We start from the raw sequence: 16,826 nt of genomic DNA, 5'->3' as shown, positions 1-16,826 counted from the left end.
CATGGAACATTATCTGAGTCTTTTTGTTGCCTCGGTGTTTGTTGAAAACATGGCACTGGCCTTCTTCCTGGGGATGTGTACTTTCTTGGCAGTGTCCAAAAAGGTTTCCTCAGCGATTGGCTTGGGCATTGCGGTTATTGTGGTGCTAACCGTCACCGTGCCGGTTAATAACCTTGTCTATACCTTCTTGCTGCAAGAAGGCGCATTGACCTGGACCGGTATTAGCGGTGCTGAAAATATTGATTTGTCCTTCCTTGGTTTGCTCTCTTATATCGGCGTTATTGCTGCACTGGTACAAATCATGGAGATGTTCCTTGATAAGTATGTACCGACGCTCTACAACGCACTAGGGGTGTTTCTGCCGCTAATTACCGTTAACTGCGCCATTCTTGGTGGCGTACTGTTTATGGTCGAGCGTAGCTATAACTTTGGTGAAGCCGTGGTATATGGCTTTGGCGCGGGCACCGGCTGGGCGCTGGCAATTGCCGCCCTAGCAGGTATTCGTGAAAAGCTGAAGTACAGCGACGTGCCGGGTGGCCTACAAGGGCTGGGCATTACTTTCATCACCGTGGGTCTGATGTCGTTGGGCTTTATGTCCTTCTCAGGCATTCAGCTTTAATCGGAGCCGGTTTTGCTCAGCGGTGCCAAGTGTGCCGCTGGGTAATCAAAACCGCCAGCAATAGGAAACCGACATGGTTGATACAACAGTCATCTTGCTCGGTGTTGTCATGTTCACGATCATCGTTATTAGTTTAACGGCGATCATTCTGGCAGCGCGCAGCAAGCTTGTGAGTAGCGGGGACGTGACCATCGAGGTCAACGGCGACCCTGAGCATACCTTAAGTACTCAGGCCGGTGGTAAGCTACTAAATACGCTTGCCGCTAACGGTATTTTCCTCTCTTCCGCCTGTGGTGGCGGTGGTTCATGCGCCCAGTGCAAGTGCCGTGTAGAAGAGGGCGGTGGCTCTATTCTGCCTACCGAAGAGTCGCACTTCACCATGCGTGAGAAGAAAGAGGGCTGGCGTCTATCTTGTCAGGTGCCTGTGAAGCAGGACATGAAGGTAGAAGTACCTGAAGAAGTCTTTGGGGTGAAAAAGTGGGAATGCGAGGTTATCGCTAACCCCAACGTTGCCACCTTTATCAAAGAGCTGAATCTGAAGCTGCCTGAAGGCGAAGAAGTGGCCTTCCGCGCCGGTGGTTACGTACAGCTTGTCGCACCTCCTTATGATATCAACTTCTCTGACTTTGATATTGATGAGGAGTACCGGGGTGATTGGGAAAAATTTGATATGTTCAAAGTTTCCCATAAGAGCAACGAGGAAGTGATTCGCGCCTACTCCATGGCGAACTACCCCGATGAAAAGGGTATCCTCAAGTTCAACATCCGTATTGCGACACCGCCTCCTGGCACTAACCATCCGCCTGGCCTGATGTCCACCTTCGTCTTCAATCTAAAAGAGGGTGATAAGGTCACGGTGATGGGGCCGTTCGGTGAATTCTTTGCCCGTGATACTGACGCTGAGATGATCTTTGTCGGTGGTGGTGCGGGCATGGCGCCGATGCGTAGTCATATCTTCGATCAGTTGAAGCGTTTGAAGTCTGACCGCAAGATTAGCTTCTGGTATGGCGCACGCTCCTGGCGTGAAACCTTCTACAACGAAGAGTACGATCAGTTAGCCGAAGAGTTCCCCAACTTTGAGTGGCACTTGGCGCTTTCTGATGCCCAGCCAGAAGATAACTGGGAAGGCCCCACAGGCTTTATCCATAACGTGCTGTACGAAAACTATCTGAAGGATCACCCAGCGCCTGAAGATTGTGAATACTACATGTGTGGGCCGCCGATGATGAACGCCTCGGTTATCAAGCTGCTGCTTGACTTAGGGGTAGAGCCAGAAAACATTCTGCTGGATGATTTCGGTGGCTAATCAGTCGGTGTAATGTCGATTGTAGCGATAAGCGGGGCTGGCCTTTTAGGCTGGCCCCGTTTGTTTATAGATCAAGACCCGCTCCAAGCGCTGATATGAACAGCGCGGCTGAGGTACAATAGGGCAGTGAATAAAGACCGTGAGGCACTTATCTGAACGACTGTTGTCGGCAGGTGAGGCAAATAATTTAAAGCTAGACAATGTAACGCTGGGAGATTGATATGGCGATTTGGCTACTGGTATTCGGCTTTATGGCACTGATCATGGGTGTTATGGCCGTTGGCGTCATTATGGGTCGTAAGCCGATTGCTGGCTCTTGTGGGGGCTTGAATCAAATAGGCATGAAAGACGGCTGCGACATTTGTGGTGGCAAAGATGAGGTCTGCGAAGAAGAGAATCGCAAGCGTGGCAGCGTTCGCCGTCGTAGCGACGAGAGCCGCGGTGCCGATTTAGGCTACGACGCGTCACGCCGCTAATAAAACGACATTGCAGTAAGCAGCGCGCTGAATAAACGGGAACAGGAGACGCACAGAGTATGGCGGTTCATAATTACGATGTCGTGGTTATTGGTACGGGACCTGCGGGAGAAAGTGCTGCTATTAACGCCGCAAAACATGGCAAGCGCGTGGCGATTATTGAAAAGCAGGCTCAGGTTGGGGGCAACTGCACCCACTGGGGAACGATTCCTTCCAAAGCGTTGCGCCATCAGGTCAAGCAGATTTTGGCGTTCAACACCAACCGTATGTTCCGCGATATTGGTGAGCCACGTTGGTTCTCCTTTCCTAAAGTGATGGAACGCTCACGCGGCACTATCGACAAACAGGTCGAAATGCGTACCACTTTCTATGCGCGTAACCGTATTGACCTGTTTCATGGCGTCGCCCGGTTTAAAGATGAGCACACCCTAGTGGTGCGTGACAGCCAGGAAGGCATGGAAGAGCTAGTGGCCAAGAAAGTTGTGATTGCCACCGGCTCGCGCCCCTATCGCCCTGCGGATATTAACTTCCGCCATCCGCGCATTTACTGTTCTGATACGATTTTGAGCCTCTCGCATACCCCGCGCACATTGGTGATTTTTGGGGCCGGGGTGATTGGCTGTGAGTATGCGTCAATTTTTTCTGGGTTAGGGGTCAAGGTCGATCTGATTAATAACCGCGATAGCCTACTATCATTCTTGGATGACGAGATTAGCGATGCGCTCTCCTACCATTTGCGCAAGCACGGTGTGTTAGTGCGTCATAATGAAGAGTATGAAAGTGTTGAGGGCGATGAATCAGGCGTCGTCGTGCGTCTCAAGTCGGGTAAGAAAATACGTGCAGACGCGTTTTTATGGGCCAACGGCCGAACCGGTAATACCGACAGTTTAGGCTTGGAGAATATTGGCCTTAACGCCAATGGGCGTGGCCAGCTCAGCGTTGATGAGCACTACCGTACCGAGCTGCCCCACGTTTATGCGGCGGGTGATGTAATCGGCTGGCCAAGCCTGGCGAGCGCCGCCTATGACCAGGGTTTGAACTCATGTAATGAGTTGCTCGATAAAGAGTATCGTTTTGTCAGCGATGTGCCGACCGGGATTTATACCATTCCCGAAATCAGCTCCTTTGGCCCTAATGAGCGCGAGCTGACCGAAGCAAAAGTGCCCTACGAAGTTGGCAAAGCTTTTTTCAAAGATACCGCCCGTGCGCAGATTACCGGCGACACGGTTGGCATGCTTAAAATCCTCTTTCATCAGGACACACTGGAAATATTGGGGATTCACTGCTTTGGCGATCAGGCCTCTGAAATTCTGCATATCGGCCAAGCGATCATGCAGCAAGAGGGCGATGCCAATACGCTCAAGTACTTCGTCAATACCACCTTTAACTATCCCACTATGGCAGAGGCGTATCGGGTGGCGGCGCAGAACGGTTTGAACCGAGTTTTCTAATCCGTTTTAATGCTGGGAGTACTTGAACGTACTTCCAGTAAAACGCTCACATCTCAAATTTCATCTAGTAACTGCTGTGCCCGAGTTTGCCAGTCACCTGCAATAGCGGCAGCGTTGGTGAGCGCCTCGCGTGCATTCTCAGGCGCATCGCTTTGTAGCAGTAACAGGCCTAGATTCAGCCAAGCGGCACCCATCTCTTCATCAAGTTCGGTTGCGCGCTCAAACGCTTCGCGTGCCTGGTCGGGTTGCTGGTCGGCGTAAAAGGCGTTGCCCAGCGCAAACTGCCCCATTGCATTGCCAGGATGACGCTCTACGAACGCTTGCCAGCTTGAAAGCGTGGCCTCAGGCCCGTGGCTCTCCTCATAGGCGCTAATCGCCTCTAGCGCGTTACGGGCGGTTATGCCCGCAGGTAGAGTGCCTGGAGCGGCAATGACAAACCCCCAACGTTCAGTACGTGCCCAGGTCGCGTCAAAGCGGCTAAACGACATGGTATGGCGCTCAACCTCGCCACTGCGCAGGATCAGAGTTTCGTTGGGCAGGTCGTAGCCAATCGCGACAGCGTAGTGCCACATGGGGTAAATGGGCAATGATAAATTTTGCATGACCACCACGGGATCTCCCGCTGCCAAGTGGCCTAACAGAGCATCCATCGTGCCGCGAATAGGATAAGCTAGCTGCTCATAACGGCGCACGGTAGCGAGCATTTCAGGCTGTACGCTGCCATCGCGCTCCGGCAAGAATACTTGTGGGATCAGTTGCTCAACATCTGTCTCGATATCTTGATGATTGAGTACCATCGCCAACGTGGCGGGGCCGCATTGAAATTCTGTTTGGGCATAAAACGGCACGCTGGTGATTTCTGCATGGGGCGGTAGCGCTTGATAAGTGCTTTGCAGTAATACTGGATTTCGCGCACAGCCGCTAAGTAGTAAAAGCATAAGAAAAACGCCCGCAAAGCGGGCGTTAGTAAGCAGATAGGTCATGTGTTGCCTATATATTAACGAGTAAACGGATATACGTCGGTTAGGCCCAGAATATCGGTGACGAGTAAGATAATAAATACCGCAAATAGGGCACCAATCACGCCACCACCAGCGCCGGCAGGCAGTTGCTCAAGCTGTTCGGCCATCTGCTGGGCTTCAGCATCGCTAAGTGCAGCAACGCGCGCATCTACTTCGTCCAGATCAACACCCTGTTTTAGCAGTTGATCCTGCACATCGGCGCGGGCCAGGACTTCGTTGATGCGTTCACGGTCTGCGCCAGCACGATCACCTGCCAAAACAGATTGGGTAGAGACTAAATCCATTGATTGAGGTGCAGCTGGGGCGGCAGCGACAGGTAGGCTGGTAATCACGAGTGCGGCAATGAGTAGGGTAGAGAGGTAAGCACGCAATGTTTTCATCGTCTTCTTCCTTATAGACTAGTCGGGAGGGAACAAGCTTTTTTGGCCTGATCTATAGTTACACGCGCTATGAGTATAGAAACAAATAGACTGATTTTTAAGCTTAAAATGCAAAGTGCTAATTATTTGCACTAATACGATAGGTCCAGGCGGTTTCGGATAACAGCCCGCGGCCACCGGCCATGGTCATTGCCAAATCGTGTAAGCCTGGCCATAGCGGTACCGCCGCCGCTCCCTTAACGGCTAAATCGAGCCGTTGGGCCATTAACAGCAGCTTATGTAGCCGCTTCATAGGCAGACGACTGATGGCCTTTTGATAGGCCGGGCGACGCTTATCAAAAATCATCGGCTTTTGGCTTTTACAGGCATGCTCAAAGCTTTGCCCTTGATCAATATGTTGGTGCAGCGAGAGTAGTGTGCGCAGTTCACGGGTCAGCGCCCACAGCACAATCGGCGCTTCAACGCCTTCACTGCGTAGGCCATTAACAATGCGCGAAGCGCGGCTGGGTACGCCCTTTAGGCAGGCATCCGCCAAGTTGAAAACATCGAAGCGGGTGCTGTCCTCGACACCTTGGGCGATACTTTCTACGTTTAAACGCGTGCCTTGAGGGTGAATCAGCGCCAGCTTTTGCAGCTCCTGGTCGGCCGCCAACAAGTTGCCCTCGGTGCGATCGCCCAGCAGCCGGGCGGCGTCCAGATCAATCTGTAAGCCATGCAATGATGCGCGGTCACGCAGCCAATAACCTAACCGGGAGACATCCACCGGCCAAACCGGTACAAACAGGCCATGTTTATCGAGTGTTTTAAACCAGGCGGTTTTTTGCTGCTTGGCGTCGAGCTTGCCCATACTGATGAGTAGTACGTCATCACTGCTATCCAGCGTCTCGGCATACTGCGCCAATGCCTTGCTACCTTCCTGGCCCAGCTTGTGATTGCCCAGCCTTAGCTCCAGCAGCTTACTGGTCGCGAACAGCGAGAGGTTGCTGGACATCTCCATCAAGCGGCCCCAGGCGAAGTTGGGCTCAACATCAAGCACTTCGCGCTCTTCAACGCCTGATTGGCGAGCGGCAGCCCTTACCGCATCGCAGGCATCGCGGTGCTGCAAGGGCTCATCGCCCGCGACAATGACTACCCGGGGCAGCTTTTTTGCTAACGCAGCGGGTAGCTGATCAGCAAATACCTTCACTGCATGCCCTCAACGTAAGTGAGGCGCTCGATAATACGTTGAGAGAGCTGACGCGCCAGCGTTTGCTCGGCTTCCATCATCAGCGTTTCGCGGTTGAGCAGGTCATCATCGCTGACCCGAATGCGCATACTCGTCGATACCGTCGCGTTATTGATGTGATAAGCATTAGAGGCGCGCGCTTGCACCGAAAGCGAGGTGCTTAGGGTGAGTTCATGTTCACGACTGGCGCGGCCATCGCCGCCTAGCTGGCGTTCGCTTAACGACGGCGTGCCCAACGTTACCCGCCAAGGTGCCCCGACCTCAACCTGGGTACCAAGCTGCTGAAGGCGGGCCGTCACCTGTTGGGCTACGGCGCTATTGGTGTTGCCCTCCAAGGCGAGAGTGGGCAGCGTAGGCAGCGATTCACTGCCGCGTAGCTGAAATCCGCAACCGCTGAGCAGCACCGCCGCCGAGGCGGCGATGCTTGCGGTTAGAAAAGTGCGTCGGTTCATCCGCTCACCACGATATTAACCAGTTTGCCGGGCACCACGATCACTTTACGCACGCTGTTACCCTCAAGGAAACGCTGCACGTTTTCGTGTTCCATGGCGAGTTTTTCGATAGACGCTTTATCCGCACTTGAAGGCACCTCAAGGCGGGCGCGTAGCTTACCGTTAACCTGCACCACCAGCTCAATGCTGTCGCGGGCAAGGGCGCTTTCATCAAGAACCGGCCAAGGCGCTTCAATAGCCGGGCCCGTGTGGCCAAGCAATTCCCACAGGCTGTGGCACAGGTGTGGTGTAATCGGCGAGAGCAGCAGTACACAGGCTTCTAATGCTTCACGGCTAACCGCTAGGCCAAGTTCAGAAGTGTCTTCGAACTTACCAATCGCGTTGGAAAGCTCCATGACCGCTGCAATCGCGGTATTGAAGGTGGTGCGGCGGCCAATGTCGTCGCTGGCTTTCTTGATGGTTTCGTGGGTTTTCCGACGTAGCGCTTTTTGCTCATCGTTGAGTGCGTCGATGTTCAGCGTGCTAGGCGTACCGGCTGCCAGATGCTCGTTAACTTGGCGCCACAGGCGCTTCAAGAAGCGGTGGGCGCCTTCAACACCGGAATCCGACCACTCAAGTGACTGCTCGGGCGGTGCGGCAAACATCATAAACAGGCGTACAGTGTCAGCGCCGAACTTGTCGATCATCGACTGTGGGTCAACGCCGTTGTTTTTCGACTTGGACATCTTCTCGATGCCGCCCATCTCCACCGGCTCACCGTCGCTGATCAGAACGGCGCTGAGCGGGCGGCCTTTATCGTCACGCTGCACTTCTACATCGGCCGGGTTAAACCACTGCTTGCCGCCGTTAGCGGTAGGGCGGAAGAAGGTTTCCGCGATCACCATGCCCTGAGTCAGCAACTGTTGGAACGGCTCGTCGGAATCGACTAAGCCAAAATCACGCATCAGCTTGTGGAAGAAGCGCGCATACAGCAGGTGCAGAATGGCGTGCTCGATACCGCCGATATAGAGATCCACCGGCAGCCAGTAGTTGGCGCGGTCATCCAGCATGGCTTCCGTGTTATCAGCACAGCAGAAGCGCGCGTAGTACCAGGACGACTCCATAAAGGTGTCGAAGGTGTCGGTTTCGCGGGTCCAGCCGTCGCCCAGGTCAGAGAACGCCGGCATCTTTTTCAGCGGCGAGCCTGAGGCATCCACGGTCACTTCCATGGGCAGCGATACCGGCAGCTCATCATCGGTGAGCGGTACCGTTTGACCTTCCGGGCCATATTTAACCGGAATCGGCGCGCCCCAGTAGCGCTGGCGGGCAACGCCCCAATCGCGCAGACGGTAGTTGGTTTTGACTTCGCCACGGCCAAGCTCTGAAAGCTTAGCGGCAATGGCGTCAAAGGCTTGCTCAAAGCTCAGGCCATCGAATTCACCAGAATTGACCAAGGTGCCGTGCTCGGCGTAGGCAGCTTCAGAAATATCCGCAGGCTGGCCGCTCTCACCGGCAATCACTGCTTTAATTGGAATGCCGTACTTGGTGGCAAACTCCCAGTCGCGCTGGTCGTGGCCAGGAACTGCCATGACAGCGCCGGTACCAAACTCCATCAGTACGAAGTTGGCGACGTAAACGGGCATTTCATCGCCAGTCAGCGGGTGCACCGCTACATGGCCGGTGAGCATGCCTTTCTTCTCTTTGGTGGCCATTTCGGCTTCAGTGGTGCCGCCCTTGGCGCATTCATCGCAGAAGGCCGCCAGCTCACTGTTTTGCTCCGCCGCCTGCTTGGCCAGCGGATGACCAGCGGCAACGGCCACATAGGTTACGCCCAGCAGCGTATCCGGGCGGGTGGTGTAAACCGCCAGCGGTTCATTAGCTTGGCCATCAACGCCTTTCACATCAAAGCTCAGCTCAACGCCACGGGATTTACCAATCCAGTTGCGCTGCATGGTTTTGACCTGCTCGGGCCACTCGACTTTATCCAGGTCAGCCAGCAGCTCATCGGCGTAGTCGGTAATCTTCAAGAACCACAGCGGGATCTCTTTACGCTCAACCAGTGCGCCGGAACGCCAGCCCCGGCCATCGATGACCTGCTCATTAGCGAGCACGGTTTGATCAACCGGGTCCCAGTTAACCGTCGACATCTTCTTATACACCAAACCTTTCTCGACCAGCTTGGTGAAGAACCACTGCTCCCAGCGGTAGTAACTAGTATCGCAGGTGGCGAATTCACGGCTCCAGTCGTAGGCAAAGCCCAGCGCCTTCAACTGATTGCGCATGTAGTCGATATTTTGATAGGTCCACTTGGCGGGCGGTACCTGGTTCTGAATGGCGGCGTTTTCCGCAGGCATACCGAAGGCATCCCAGCCCATGGGCTGCATCACGTTTTTGCCTTGCATGCGCTGGTAACGAGAGACAACGTCGCCGATAGTGTAATTACGCACGTGGCCCATGTGCAGCTTGCCGCTGGGGTAGGGGAACATGGAGAGGCAGTAGAACTTCTCGCGGTTGGCGTCCTCTACGGCTTTAAAGCACTGGTGTTTGTCCCAGTACTGCTGGGCGTCGCGTTCGATATCACGAGGGCTGTAGTGTGCGTCCATCGGTTTATTAATGCCTTGGCGTATTCGCCCAAAAGGGGCGCAAAGTGAATGTGAGATGACATCTGTCAGATAAGTAAGGTCGATTGTATCCTATGCGGGTGTATCCTTGAACGGTAAGCCGATGATAGGAAACCGCAGGCGTCGACAAAAGGAGAGGCACCATGAGTGAACAACAGAATGACAATCGCCTTCGCGAAGGTTACGAACGTTTGTTGGAGCGGATGCAAGGGGGCGCAAACGAGCTAACCTGGGAAAATTTGCAGAAGGATCTGGACGAAGCGGTCGAGTTTGAATCGGAGCTTGCAGAGTACACCAAAGACGAGCTAGCTCTGCTGCGCGCCTGGGTCGAGCGTGACCTTAAAGACATGCGCTACTTTATGGCCGACACCGGCAAGCAGGTGGCCAGTTGGTTGGGCATCGATATTGACGCTCTTTCCCGCCGCGTGGCGGAGTCGCTACTTTCAATTGCGGACCGCAGCGTGGTCGAGCGCGAACGCTTTGACGATAACTTAGAAGCCGCCCGTGCCGACTATTGTGAAGGCGAAATGGCAGCACCCGGCCTGATGGCCTGCACCCACTGCGACGCCCAGGTAATGCTGCCAAACGTTGCCCGCCTGGAGCCCTGTCACCAGTGTGGCCACCGCTACTTCTACCGTTTCCCCAGCAAAATCATCGAGACCTAAGAAGCCAGCTAACCTGCCAAATAACTGACGCCTGCGATCGCCCCTAGCGAAAGCAGGCTCATTATCGCCGCGTAGAGCAGGTTATTTTTCATCATCCGGTAACCGCTCACCCCGTAACGCCCCTGCAGCGAAAGATTGATCCCCGAAAGCGGCCCAACGCTGGTGCCCACCGCCCACGACGTTAACGCCACAAACGCAAACAGTGTTTGTTCACCGCTCTGCAAGTTGAGTATCGACGCTAATACCGAGACACCAATAATCGGATGCAGGCCGACCAGCGCACTCAGGGTTATCGCCGCGAAGCTGATCATTGCCTGCGGTGTGCCAAAGCGAGTGAACAGCGTCCAATCGCTGCCTGCCGCCGCGGTGACCAGTGTGGAAAGGCCAATGGTTAATAAGCCTGCTGCCAAAAATAGCGAAATCTCCCCACGCATGGCGGGTAGCCGGTTGGTGGAGTGCTGGTGAATACGCTGAAGGGTGAATTTAGGCCCATGACGCAGGTTGCTCAGAACCGCCACGCTCGGCAGCAGAAAGGTAATAATGCTGACAATGGTCAGGGCAGGGGTAAGCACGAAGTGAAAAAGCATCACCAGTAAGGCCATGCCCACCGGCATTAACAGGCTGAGCGGCGCCAGTGAGTAGCCATCCACCTCAGAAAGATCAAACCGCCGCCGTAGCTCTAAAGTGGTTAACAACCCCGACAGCATCGCGATGGGAAAGCCCACCACGGCAATCTGTGCGTACTTAACCTCAGGTACCAGCGCGATCACCACGCCCATAGAGGCAAAAAACGGCGACCACAGCGCCGCGCTTGAAAGCCCCCGGTTAAGCGCCAACAGTTGCGGTGTGGTTAGCGGCCCGCGCCGGGCCAGCTTATCGCCCACCATAAACACGGTAGAGAGATTTAAAATCGTGCCCAGGAAGTGGACCCCCAACCAGGTACTCATCACGCCGCTGGCTCCGGTAACACGCTTACCCGACGCGCCCTTAGTACCTTGCTTACCAATCAGCGAAATAAAGCTAACGCCCACCAGCATTGCCGCCACAAACGAATTGCCCTGCAACATAGCGGGCCAATCCACCTCGGCGCCATACATAAACCGTGCCGCCAGCAGCATGCCCACGCCCAGCGCAATCAGTACGCCCGCCTGAATACGCGAACGCCGAGGAATATCCCGCCACAGCAACACAACCGCCGCCCACAGCAAATAGCTCACCGCATGCGCGGTGCTCAACCAGCCAGTGAAGCCAATAATTTGTGCGATCAAACCAAGCAAAATCAGCACGCCCGCCAAGCGCTGCCGAGAAGTTGTCTCTTGCATGCCAAACCCTTAATAGTGAATTAGCAGGCTAATCGGATTTGCAAAAGAAGGCCAGCGGCAACGAGTGATGAAGCACGAGGATTTGTACGCACGAGGAGAATTGGCACCACTACTTGCATAGCCACATTTCGTAGCGCGTGGTAACGAGCGAAGCGAGGCACCCGCGAGAGCATCGCGCAGCGATGCCAGACCAAGGCAACCAAACTGACTGTTGAGCCCAAGATAAAAAATTTTGCAAGGCCACGTGACCTAAGGCGAACTTGTGAATAAAGTAAGGTTAATAAACTAGCGTGAGCAATTTAAGAGAGCGGTCTGGTGGCTTAAGTCAGTATGCCGGGTAGAAAAACAAACAGAGACGGTCGCAAGCGGAGCGTTTTAACGTAACCCAGGTGCGCCGTGGCGGTAGCGTGGTTAAGTAAATGCTTAGTAACTAAGTTATAGCATCCAGAGGGCTTGTTAAGCCCGCAAAATGTTGGCCGAGCACATGGGTATAAATCTGTGTGGTAGATACATCAGAATGCCCAAGTAACTCTTGAACCGTTCGAATATCCCTACCGTTTCTCAGCAGCTCGGTAGCAAAGCTATGACGAAATGTATGGCAAGAGATCCGCTTATTAGTCAATTTTGCAGCCGCCACGGCTTTTTTTAACGCCTTCCTGGGTACAGAATCATGCAAATGGTGGCGACACAACACGCCAGTAATGGGATGGCGAGAAATGCTGCTAGATGGAAACAAATACATCCACGCAGGCTGCCGGTAAGCAGAAGGGTATTTTTTTGCCAAAACACCCGGAATAGAAGGACCAATGCTGTCCTGATTGTCTCGTTCTTGTAGTGCTAACGCATTGCTGATGATATCGCGCGTGCTTTCGTAAAGGGACGGACTAAAGATGGTCACTCTGTCTTTTGCCCCCTTACCATCTCTCACCGTTATTGATCCACGGGAGTAATCAATGTCTTTTACCCTTAAGCGCAGACACTCAGTAATTCGAAGGCCAGAGCCGTACAGAAGAGAAAAAATTAGTTTATCTCTACCGCTCATCTCCTTGAGGATACTAGCGACTTCAGCCGCCATGAGCACTTCAGGCAACCGTTGTGGCTTGGAGGCATACTTGAATCCTGAATTCATAGAATAACTGCAGCACTTTGGATCATACGGTAGAGGCAGGAGGGCCAGCAGCGGTACCCTCTCCGCCTTACCGACCAAAGTGAAGCAGAGTATGGGATACCGACAACTGACCCAGGCACAACGATATCAAATTTTTGCCCATAGGGATGTAGGATTGAGCCAACGTCAGATTGCTCAACAGCTTGGCATTCACAGCAGTACCGTGAGCCGTGAGCTGAGACGTAATTCGGGTGCCAAGGGATATGAACCCGCACAAGCGCAGCGTTACAGCGATCAGAGACGCCGCTCCGCCTGGAAGTGGACAAAGCAACTCCCTAGCCTGATCAATGCCGTAGCTGACAGGCTTAGAGAAGAGTGGAGTCCAGAGCAGATTAGCGGTTTTATGGCGCCGTTGACGGGGATAGGAGTTAGTCATCAATGGGTCTATTCGCTGATCTGGGACGATAAGGCCAAGGGTGGCGATTTGTGGCGACACCTCCGCCAGCCCAAGCGTCGCAGTAAACATCGTGCCCATGCCAAAAGTGCAGGACTAGGCAAGATTCCTAAGCGTGTGGGGATAGAGCATCGGCCACCTGCTATCGAAAAACGCCTCACCATCGGTCACTGGGAAGGCGACACGGTGCTTTATGGGCACAAGCAAGCGGGGATAGTGACGTTGGTAGAGCGACGAAGTGGCTACTTGTTGGCGGCACGTCTGCCAAAGGTAACGGCAGAACTAACGCAGAGAGCCATGGTCCGTTTACTTAAGCCTCGTCGGGGCGCGGTGAAGACGATCACGCTAGACAATGGCTCGGAGTTTGCAGACCACGAGACGGTCGCAAAAGCGGTTAGCGCCTCCGTGTATTTCTGTGATCCTTACTGTTCAGGCCAGCGTGGGACAAACGAGAACACCAACGGCCTGATCAGGCAGTATTTTCCGAAAGGTACAGACTTCCGGAAGGTGACTAATGCAGAGCTGCGACGCGTTGTTCACAAGCTGAACGATAGACCCAGAAAGCGGCTGGGATATCGAACCCCAGCCCAGGTGTTTTTAGGAGAATATTCAGGAGCACTAGAAACCGCAGGTGCTGCACTTATTAGTTGAATTCAGGATTCAAGATCACCCAATGGCTGTTTCAGGAATTGGTTATACAAATATGCCAGCGCGTTCAATGCTATACGTTGGGTGTTGACAGCGACATTGCGTTCAGTGGCTAGGTGACCGAGGAAGTCCACAACTTCGGCTGCCCCCATTTCAGTTGGATGACGGCAATGGTTGTATCGAATGAAAAAGCGTATCCAGTAAATGTATGTTTTCTCAGTCCGAATGCTCATCCCACGGACGCGAATAGACGTGCGAACTTCATTTAGGAAAGGGCTACTGGCCATTTGGGGAAATTCTCTCAGTTACTGTATATAAAGGGCTATGTTGTCATCTTCTGTTGATGTGCTTTAAATATACTGTATAAAATACTGTATGTGTAGCCTTCGTGTGGAGAGCGCCATGAAGCAAGCAGACTTCAAAATCCTTGAGAGGACACTTTCCAGCCTTCCTGTTGAGCGCAAGAAATACATAGCGGAACGACTTCTTGGGCAAATCAGCTCACAGGCAGACACTCTGATTGATACCTTAAGCCATCACTTTCCATGCCCACATTGTGGCGGCGAGCACGCTGTTAAGTGGGGACGCAGCGGTGGCCTACAGCGGTATCGATGCCGGAATCCCGAGTGTCACAAAACATTCAACGCCCTTACAGGCAAGCCCTTAGCCAAGCTGCAACATCGAGATAAATGGTTCGACTACCTGCGCTGCATGCGAGACAGCTTGACGTTGCGCGCCTCAGCGGCCCGAGTGGGTATTGATTTGAAGACGGCTTTCCGATGGCGTCATCGTTTCCTGAAAACGAGTGCTCAAGACAATGCCAACCCACTATCCGGCATCATTGAGGTAGACGAAACCTTCTTCCTGGAGTCCTGCAAAGGAAAGCGTCAGATTACTCACCGCAAACCTCGCAAGCGTGGGGGACAAGGCAATGTTAAGAAAAAAGAACAAAAAATTCAGGTGCTTATTGCGCGAGACCGTAATGGAAAGGTCAGTGATTTGGTTGATCCGGCGCTCCAAAAATCGACTGTTCATGAGTTTCTGGCGCCGATCATCGATCGCGACTCGATTTTATGCTCTGACGGACACAGCTGGTATAAAACCTTCTCTCGCGACTACGGCATTGCCCATCATCGACTCATCGTATTCGATAATCAGCGAGTGATCGGCAAGGAATACCACATTCAGAACGTGAACAGCTATATGAGCCGCTTGAAGGGGTGGATGGGGCGCTTTCATGGGGTGGGGACAGCGTACTTACCTAATTACTTGGCATGGCGACGGTTATTTGAAACCACAAGGCCAGCCGAGGAAGCGTGGCTTCGTGCGGCGATAGGCGCTGACCAACAGCAGATGCCAACATAGCCATATAAAGTCAGTATAATCAAGTATTCTTAATCTTCAATGCGCGTTTTTCCATATCGCTGGCGGGGTAAGTGCTCAAATTTGCAGCTGTGTCTTAATAAAGCCTTTAAATAACAATTAGTTGATAAATTCAATTGTATGTTTATGTGCAATTTGTAAAGATGACTTAGAATGATTACCCGCATGCGCATTTTTCTAGCGAGCTTTTGTATGGGGATTGGTGATTTACCAATGCTATCAATTGGTTGGTAGTTTTTGGCAGGGTTGGGCCTTCCAGAAAAGCGCGCATGCGCACTAATAAACTGTTAGGCTTTAAAAAGGAGATAGTAAGTGGCCAAAGGTGGACGACCAAGAAAATACGATCCAATCGCAGATGACATATCATTTGCCATTGATGAATCTAGAAACGACGAAGCAAAAAACCTTATTGCTAGTTCCAGTGTTGATTTAACTGACGGCGAGGGAAGGACTCCACTAATTTATGCAGCATTTTCGGGCAATATCGAAATGCTTAAATGGCTAATCGAACATAAAGCGAATATTAACATACAAGATAGAAATGGCTGGTGTGCTTTGCATGCAGCTTCACAAAATAAACATATAGAAGCCATTGAAATTCTAATTGACAGTGAGGCAAACCTAAATTTAACAGATTCATATGGCAATGGTCCTTTGTGGACCGCAACAATGAATGCAAGAGGGGATAATACTATTCCAAAGTTGTTGCTCGCTGCTGGAGCCGATGCAGATCATAAAAACAATAGTGATCGCAGCCCAAATGACATGGTAGAAATTATGGCAAAGAATCGTAAACTCATGGCTGAGCAAAGTGCTAAAACCAAGCCTAACAAATAGCTGCACCGGAAAAACTACTCGCTGCGCTCGCATTTTTCCGGTGAGCTAGGCGTTATACATAAAAAGGAGGCATTGTGCCGAAAGAAGTATACAAAACTGTATCCGTTCGAGCTGATATGGGAGATATTAAGAAAAAGGTCACCAAGCAACGGCAAGTTGGAACGCGTACCGTCACGAAGACAAAAGGAATTCTTAAAAAAGAGACTTACGAAGTAGAAGAGCCTATCTATGAACAGTATGACGAATTCGTCTCCACTGGAGAACGGTCTGACACTTTCATCGACATAGAGGGTTTTTCCAAAAAAATAATGGATGCTTGTAATGCCCTAGCCAATGATGGCTATGAAGTTGTCCACATTTCAGATGTCATTGACGGTCGTTACCACTGGCAAAAGTGGGAGGGTCAAAACAAGCACGGTTCTTTTGGTCAAAATGGCACTACTTGGGGGGCAGGTTGGGGTTACGGCTATGGCTACAGTGTGACTGATGGCGTCGTAATTACTGCCAAATTGAAGAATGTATAACAAGCCAAGGCAGAGGGATATATTTTGCTTCGCTTCGCTCAAAACGCAAAATATACCCCTGCTTGGGGGCGTTAGCTGTGATTGCTCCACCTGAAAAGTGATACTATAGTGTCACTATTAGTCTGATTCGGGGTGAGCCCATGAAAGTTGAGCTTGTTACGAACCTCAAGCGCCAAGCCACAAAGATTTTGGCAGATCTGCACTTGTCTAAAGAGCCGGTACTGATCACGGAGCATGGTCAGCCATCCGCATACCTTGTTGATGTGCAGGATTACGAGTTCATGCAGCGCCGACTTGAGCTGCTTGAGGGACTCTCACGGGGAGAGCGGTGATTTTCAACCCAGTTGTCCAAAT

At 52.5% G+C, this 16,826-nt stretch carries 18 protein-coding genes; 10 read left to right on the top strand and 8 right to left on the bottom strand.

Annotation, left to right across the window (positions count from 1 at the left end; all coding sequences use genetic code 11):
* Position 1 precedes the first annotated feature (1 nt).
* The 4 genes from nqrE (at position 2) to sthA (ending at position 3,852) form a co-directional block, all read left to right on the top strand.
* Complete coding sequence (gene nqrE, locus ACQE2I_RS10375; RefSeq protein WP_064233451.1) at positions 2 to 619, top strand: NADH:ubiquinone reductase (Na(+)-transporting) subunit E; 618 nt, start codon at positions 2 to 4, stop codon at positions 617 to 619.
* Between the two features lie 73 nt (positions 620 to 692).
* Complete coding sequence (gene nqrF / locus ACQE2I_RS10370) at positions 693 to 1,925, top strand: NADH:ubiquinone reductase (Na(+)-transporting) subunit F (protein WP_427028033.1); 1,233 nt, start codon at positions 693 to 695, stop codon at positions 1,923 to 1,925.
* Between the two features lie 221 nt (positions 1,926 to 2,146).
* Positions 2,147 to 2,401 carry a (Na+)-NQR maturation NqrM gene (nqrM, locus tag ACQE2I_RS10365; RefSeq protein WP_240719776.1) on the top strand — a complete coding sequence of 85 codons (255 nt, stop codon included), beginning with the start codon at positions 2,147 to 2,149 and terminating at the stop codon, positions 2,399 to 2,401.
* Between the two features lie 59 nt (positions 2,402 to 2,460).
* Entirely contained in the window at positions 2,461 to 3,852 is a 1,392-nt protein-coding gene (gene sthA, locus ACQE2I_RS10360; RefSeq protein ID WP_427028032.1) for a Si-specific NAD(P)(+) transhydrogenase, read from the top strand.
* 53 nt (positions 3,853 to 3,905) lie between these two features.
* Here the strand turns inward: sthA and ACQE2I_RS10355 are convergent, their stop codons facing one another.
* The 5 genes from ACQE2I_RS10355 to leuS form a co-directional block, all read right to left on the bottom strand.
* Positions 3,906 to 4,835: a PA2778 family cysteine peptidase gene (locus ACQE2I_RS10355; RefSeq protein ID WP_427028031.1), complete on the bottom strand. Its 930-nt coding sequence runs from the start codon at positions 4,833 to 4,835 to the stop codon at positions 3,906 to 3,908.
* A gap of 14 nt (positions 4,836 to 4,849) precedes the next feature.
* Positions 4,850 to 5,254: a PA2779 family protein gene (locus ACQE2I_RS10350; RefSeq protein ID WP_427028030.1), complete on the bottom strand. Its 405-nt coding sequence runs from the start codon at positions 5,252 to 5,254 to the stop codon at positions 4,850 to 4,852.
* A gap of 118 nt (positions 5,255 to 5,372) precedes the next feature.
* Positions 5,373 to 6,440 (bottom strand): DNA polymerase III subunit delta, encoded by a 1,068-nt coding sequence (holA, locus tag ACQE2I_RS10345; RefSeq protein ID WP_427028029.1) that lies wholly within the window; start codon positions 6,438 to 6,440, stop codon positions 5,373 to 5,375.
* Positions 6,437 to 6,931: a hypothetical protein gene (locus ACQE2I_RS10340; protein WP_427028028.1), complete on the bottom strand. Its 495-nt coding sequence runs from the start codon at positions 6,929 to 6,931 to the stop codon at positions 6,437 to 6,439. Before ACQE2I_RS10340 ends, holA begins: the two co-directional genes overlap by 4 nt.
* On the bottom strand, positions 6,928 to 9,513 hold the full coding sequence (gene leuS / locus ACQE2I_RS10335) for a leucine--tRNA ligase (RefSeq protein WP_427028027.1): 2,586 nt from the start codon (positions 9,511 to 9,513) through the stop codon (positions 6,928 to 6,930). The genes ACQE2I_RS10340 and leuS overlap by 4 nt, the downstream gene beginning before the upstream one ends.
* Positions 9,514 to 9,674: 161 nt before the next feature.
* Here leuS and ACQE2I_RS10330 point away from each other — a divergent pair, with 161 nt between their 5' ends.
* Positions 9,675 to 10,196, top strand: a complete 522-nt coding sequence (locus ACQE2I_RS10330) for a zinc ribbon-containing protein (RefSeq protein ID WP_427028026.1) — start codon at positions 9,675 to 9,677, stop codon at positions 10,194 to 10,196.
* A gap of 8 nt (positions 10,197 to 10,204) precedes the next feature.
* Here the strand turns inward: ACQE2I_RS10330 and ACQE2I_RS10325 are convergent, their stop codons facing one another.
* Positions 10,205 to 11,518, bottom strand: a complete 1,314-nt coding sequence (locus ACQE2I_RS10325) for a hypothetical protein (protein ID WP_427028025.1) — start codon at positions 11,516 to 11,518, stop codon at positions 10,205 to 10,207.
* A gap of 430 nt (positions 11,519 to 11,948) precedes the next feature.
* A complete protein-coding gene (locus ACQE2I_RS10320) occupies positions 11,949 to 12,647 on the bottom strand; it encodes an integron integrase (RefSeq protein ID WP_427028024.1) in 699 nt (232 codons plus the stop codon).
* Positions 12,648 to 12,738: 91 nt separating this feature from the next.
* On the opposite strand from ACQE2I_RS10320, the gene ACQE2I_RS10315 reads away from it, so the two are divergent.
* Positions 12,739 to 13,731, top strand: a complete 993-nt coding sequence (locus ACQE2I_RS10315) for an IS30 family transposase (protein WP_193054299.1) — start codon at positions 12,739 to 12,741, stop codon at positions 13,729 to 13,731.
* Positions 13,732 to 13,733: 2 nt separating this feature from the next.
* Here ACQE2I_RS10315 and ACQE2I_RS10310 read toward each other — a convergent pair whose 3' ends face one another.
* The gene (locus ACQE2I_RS10310; RefSeq protein ID WP_427028023.1) at positions 13,734 to 14,015 is read right to left on the bottom strand and encodes a phage integrase N-terminal SAM-like domain-containing protein; all 282 of its coding nucleotides are present in this window, start codon (positions 14,013 to 14,015) and stop codon (positions 13,734 to 13,736) included.
* Positions 14,016 to 14,130: 115 nt separating this feature from the next.
* On the opposite strand from ACQE2I_RS10310, the gene ACQE2I_RS10305 reads away from it, so the two are divergent.
* From ACQE2I_RS10305 to ACQE2I_RS10290, 4 genes are all read left to right on the top strand, one after another.
* Positions 14,131 to 15,093, top strand: coding sequence for an IS1595 family transposase (locus tag ACQE2I_RS10305; protein ID WP_427028022.1), 963 nt, complete (start codon positions 14,131 to 14,133; stop codon positions 15,091 to 15,093).
* A gap of 330 nt (positions 15,094 to 15,423) precedes the next feature.
* A complete protein-coding gene (locus ACQE2I_RS10300) occupies positions 15,424 to 15,948 on the top strand; it encodes an ankyrin repeat domain-containing protein (protein WP_427028021.1) in 525 nt (174 codons plus the stop codon).
* Positions 15,949 to 16,022: 74 nt separating this feature from the next.
* On the top strand, positions 16,023 to 16,472 hold the full coding sequence (locus tag ACQE2I_RS10295) for a hypothetical protein (protein ID WP_427028020.1): 450 nt from the start codon (positions 16,023 to 16,025) through the stop codon (positions 16,470 to 16,472).
* Positions 16,473 to 16,612: 140 nt separating this feature from the next.
* Positions 16,613 to 16,804 carry a type II toxin-antitoxin system Phd/YefM family antitoxin gene (locus tag ACQE2I_RS10290; protein ID WP_427028019.1) on the top strand — a complete coding sequence of 64 codons (192 nt, stop codon included), beginning with the start codon at positions 16,613 to 16,615 and terminating at the stop codon, positions 16,802 to 16,804.
* Positions 16,805 to 16,826: the final 22 nt, after the last annotated feature.

The sequence above is a fragment of the Halomonas sp. H2 genome (assembly GCF_050215315.1).
Lineage (GTDB): Bacteria > Pseudomonadota > Gammaproteobacteria > Pseudomonadales > Halomonadaceae > Vreelandella.
The sequence above is the reverse complement of the archived record's forward strand: the minus strand, read 5'-3'. Positions and strand labels throughout refer to the sequence as shown.

Bases quoted from the DNA above. Each gene is read 5' to 3' on its own strand.
- nqrE (WP_064233451.1), top strand. From the start codon at position 2: ATGGAACATTATCTGAGTCTTTTTGTTGCCTCGGTGTTTGTTGAAAAC.
- nqrF (WP_427028033.1), top strand. From the start codon at position 693: ATGGTTGATACAACAGTCATCTTGCTCGGTGTTGTCATGTTCACGATC.
- nqrM (WP_240719776.1), top strand. From the start codon at position 2,147: ATGGCGATTTGGCTACTGGTATTCGGCTTTATGGCACTGATCATGGGT.
- sthA (WP_427028032.1), top strand. From the start codon at position 2,461: ATGGCGGTTCATAATTACGATGTCGTGGTTATTGGTACGGGACCTGCG.
- ACQE2I_RS10355 (WP_427028031.1), bottom strand. From the start codon at position 4,835: ATGACCTATCTGCTTACTAACGCCCGCTTTGCGGGCGTTTTTCTTATG.
- ACQE2I_RS10350 (WP_427028030.1), bottom strand. From the start codon at position 5,254: ATGAAAACATTGCGTGCTTACCTCTCTACCCTACTCATTGCCGCACTC.
- ACQE2I_RS10340 (WP_427028028.1), bottom strand. From the start codon at position 6,931: ATGAACCGACGCACTTTTCTAACCGCAAGCATCGCCGCCTCGGCGGCG.
- leuS (WP_427028027.1), bottom strand. From the start codon at position 9,513: ATGGACGCACACTACAGCCCTCGTGATATCGAACGCGACGCCCAGCAG.
- ACQE2I_RS10330 (WP_427028026.1), top strand. From the start codon at position 9,675: ATGAGTGAACAACAGAATGACAATCGCCTTCGCGAAGGTTACGAACGT.
- ACQE2I_RS10325 (WP_427028025.1), bottom strand. From the start codon at position 11,518: ATGCAAGAGACAACTTCTCGGCAGCGCTTGGCGGGCGTGCTGATTTTG.
- ACQE2I_RS10320 (WP_427028024.1), bottom strand. From the start codon at position 12,647: ATGAATTCAGGATTCAAGTATGCCTCCAAGCCACAACGGTTGCCTGAA.
- ACQE2I_RS10315 (WP_193054299.1), top strand. From the start codon at position 12,739: ATGGGATACCGACAACTGACCCAGGCACAACGATATCAAATTTTTGCC.
- ACQE2I_RS10310 (WP_427028023.1), bottom strand. From the start codon at position 14,015: ATGGCCAGTAGCCCTTTCCTAAATGAAGTTCGCACGTCTATTCGCGTC.
- ACQE2I_RS10305 (WP_427028022.1), top strand. From the start codon at position 14,131: ATGAAGCAAGCAGACTTCAAAATCCTTGAGAGGACACTTTCCAGCCTT.
- ACQE2I_RS10290 (WP_427028019.1), top strand. From the start codon at position 16,613: ATGAAAGTTGAGCTTGTTACGAACCTCAAGCGCCAAGCCACAAAGATT.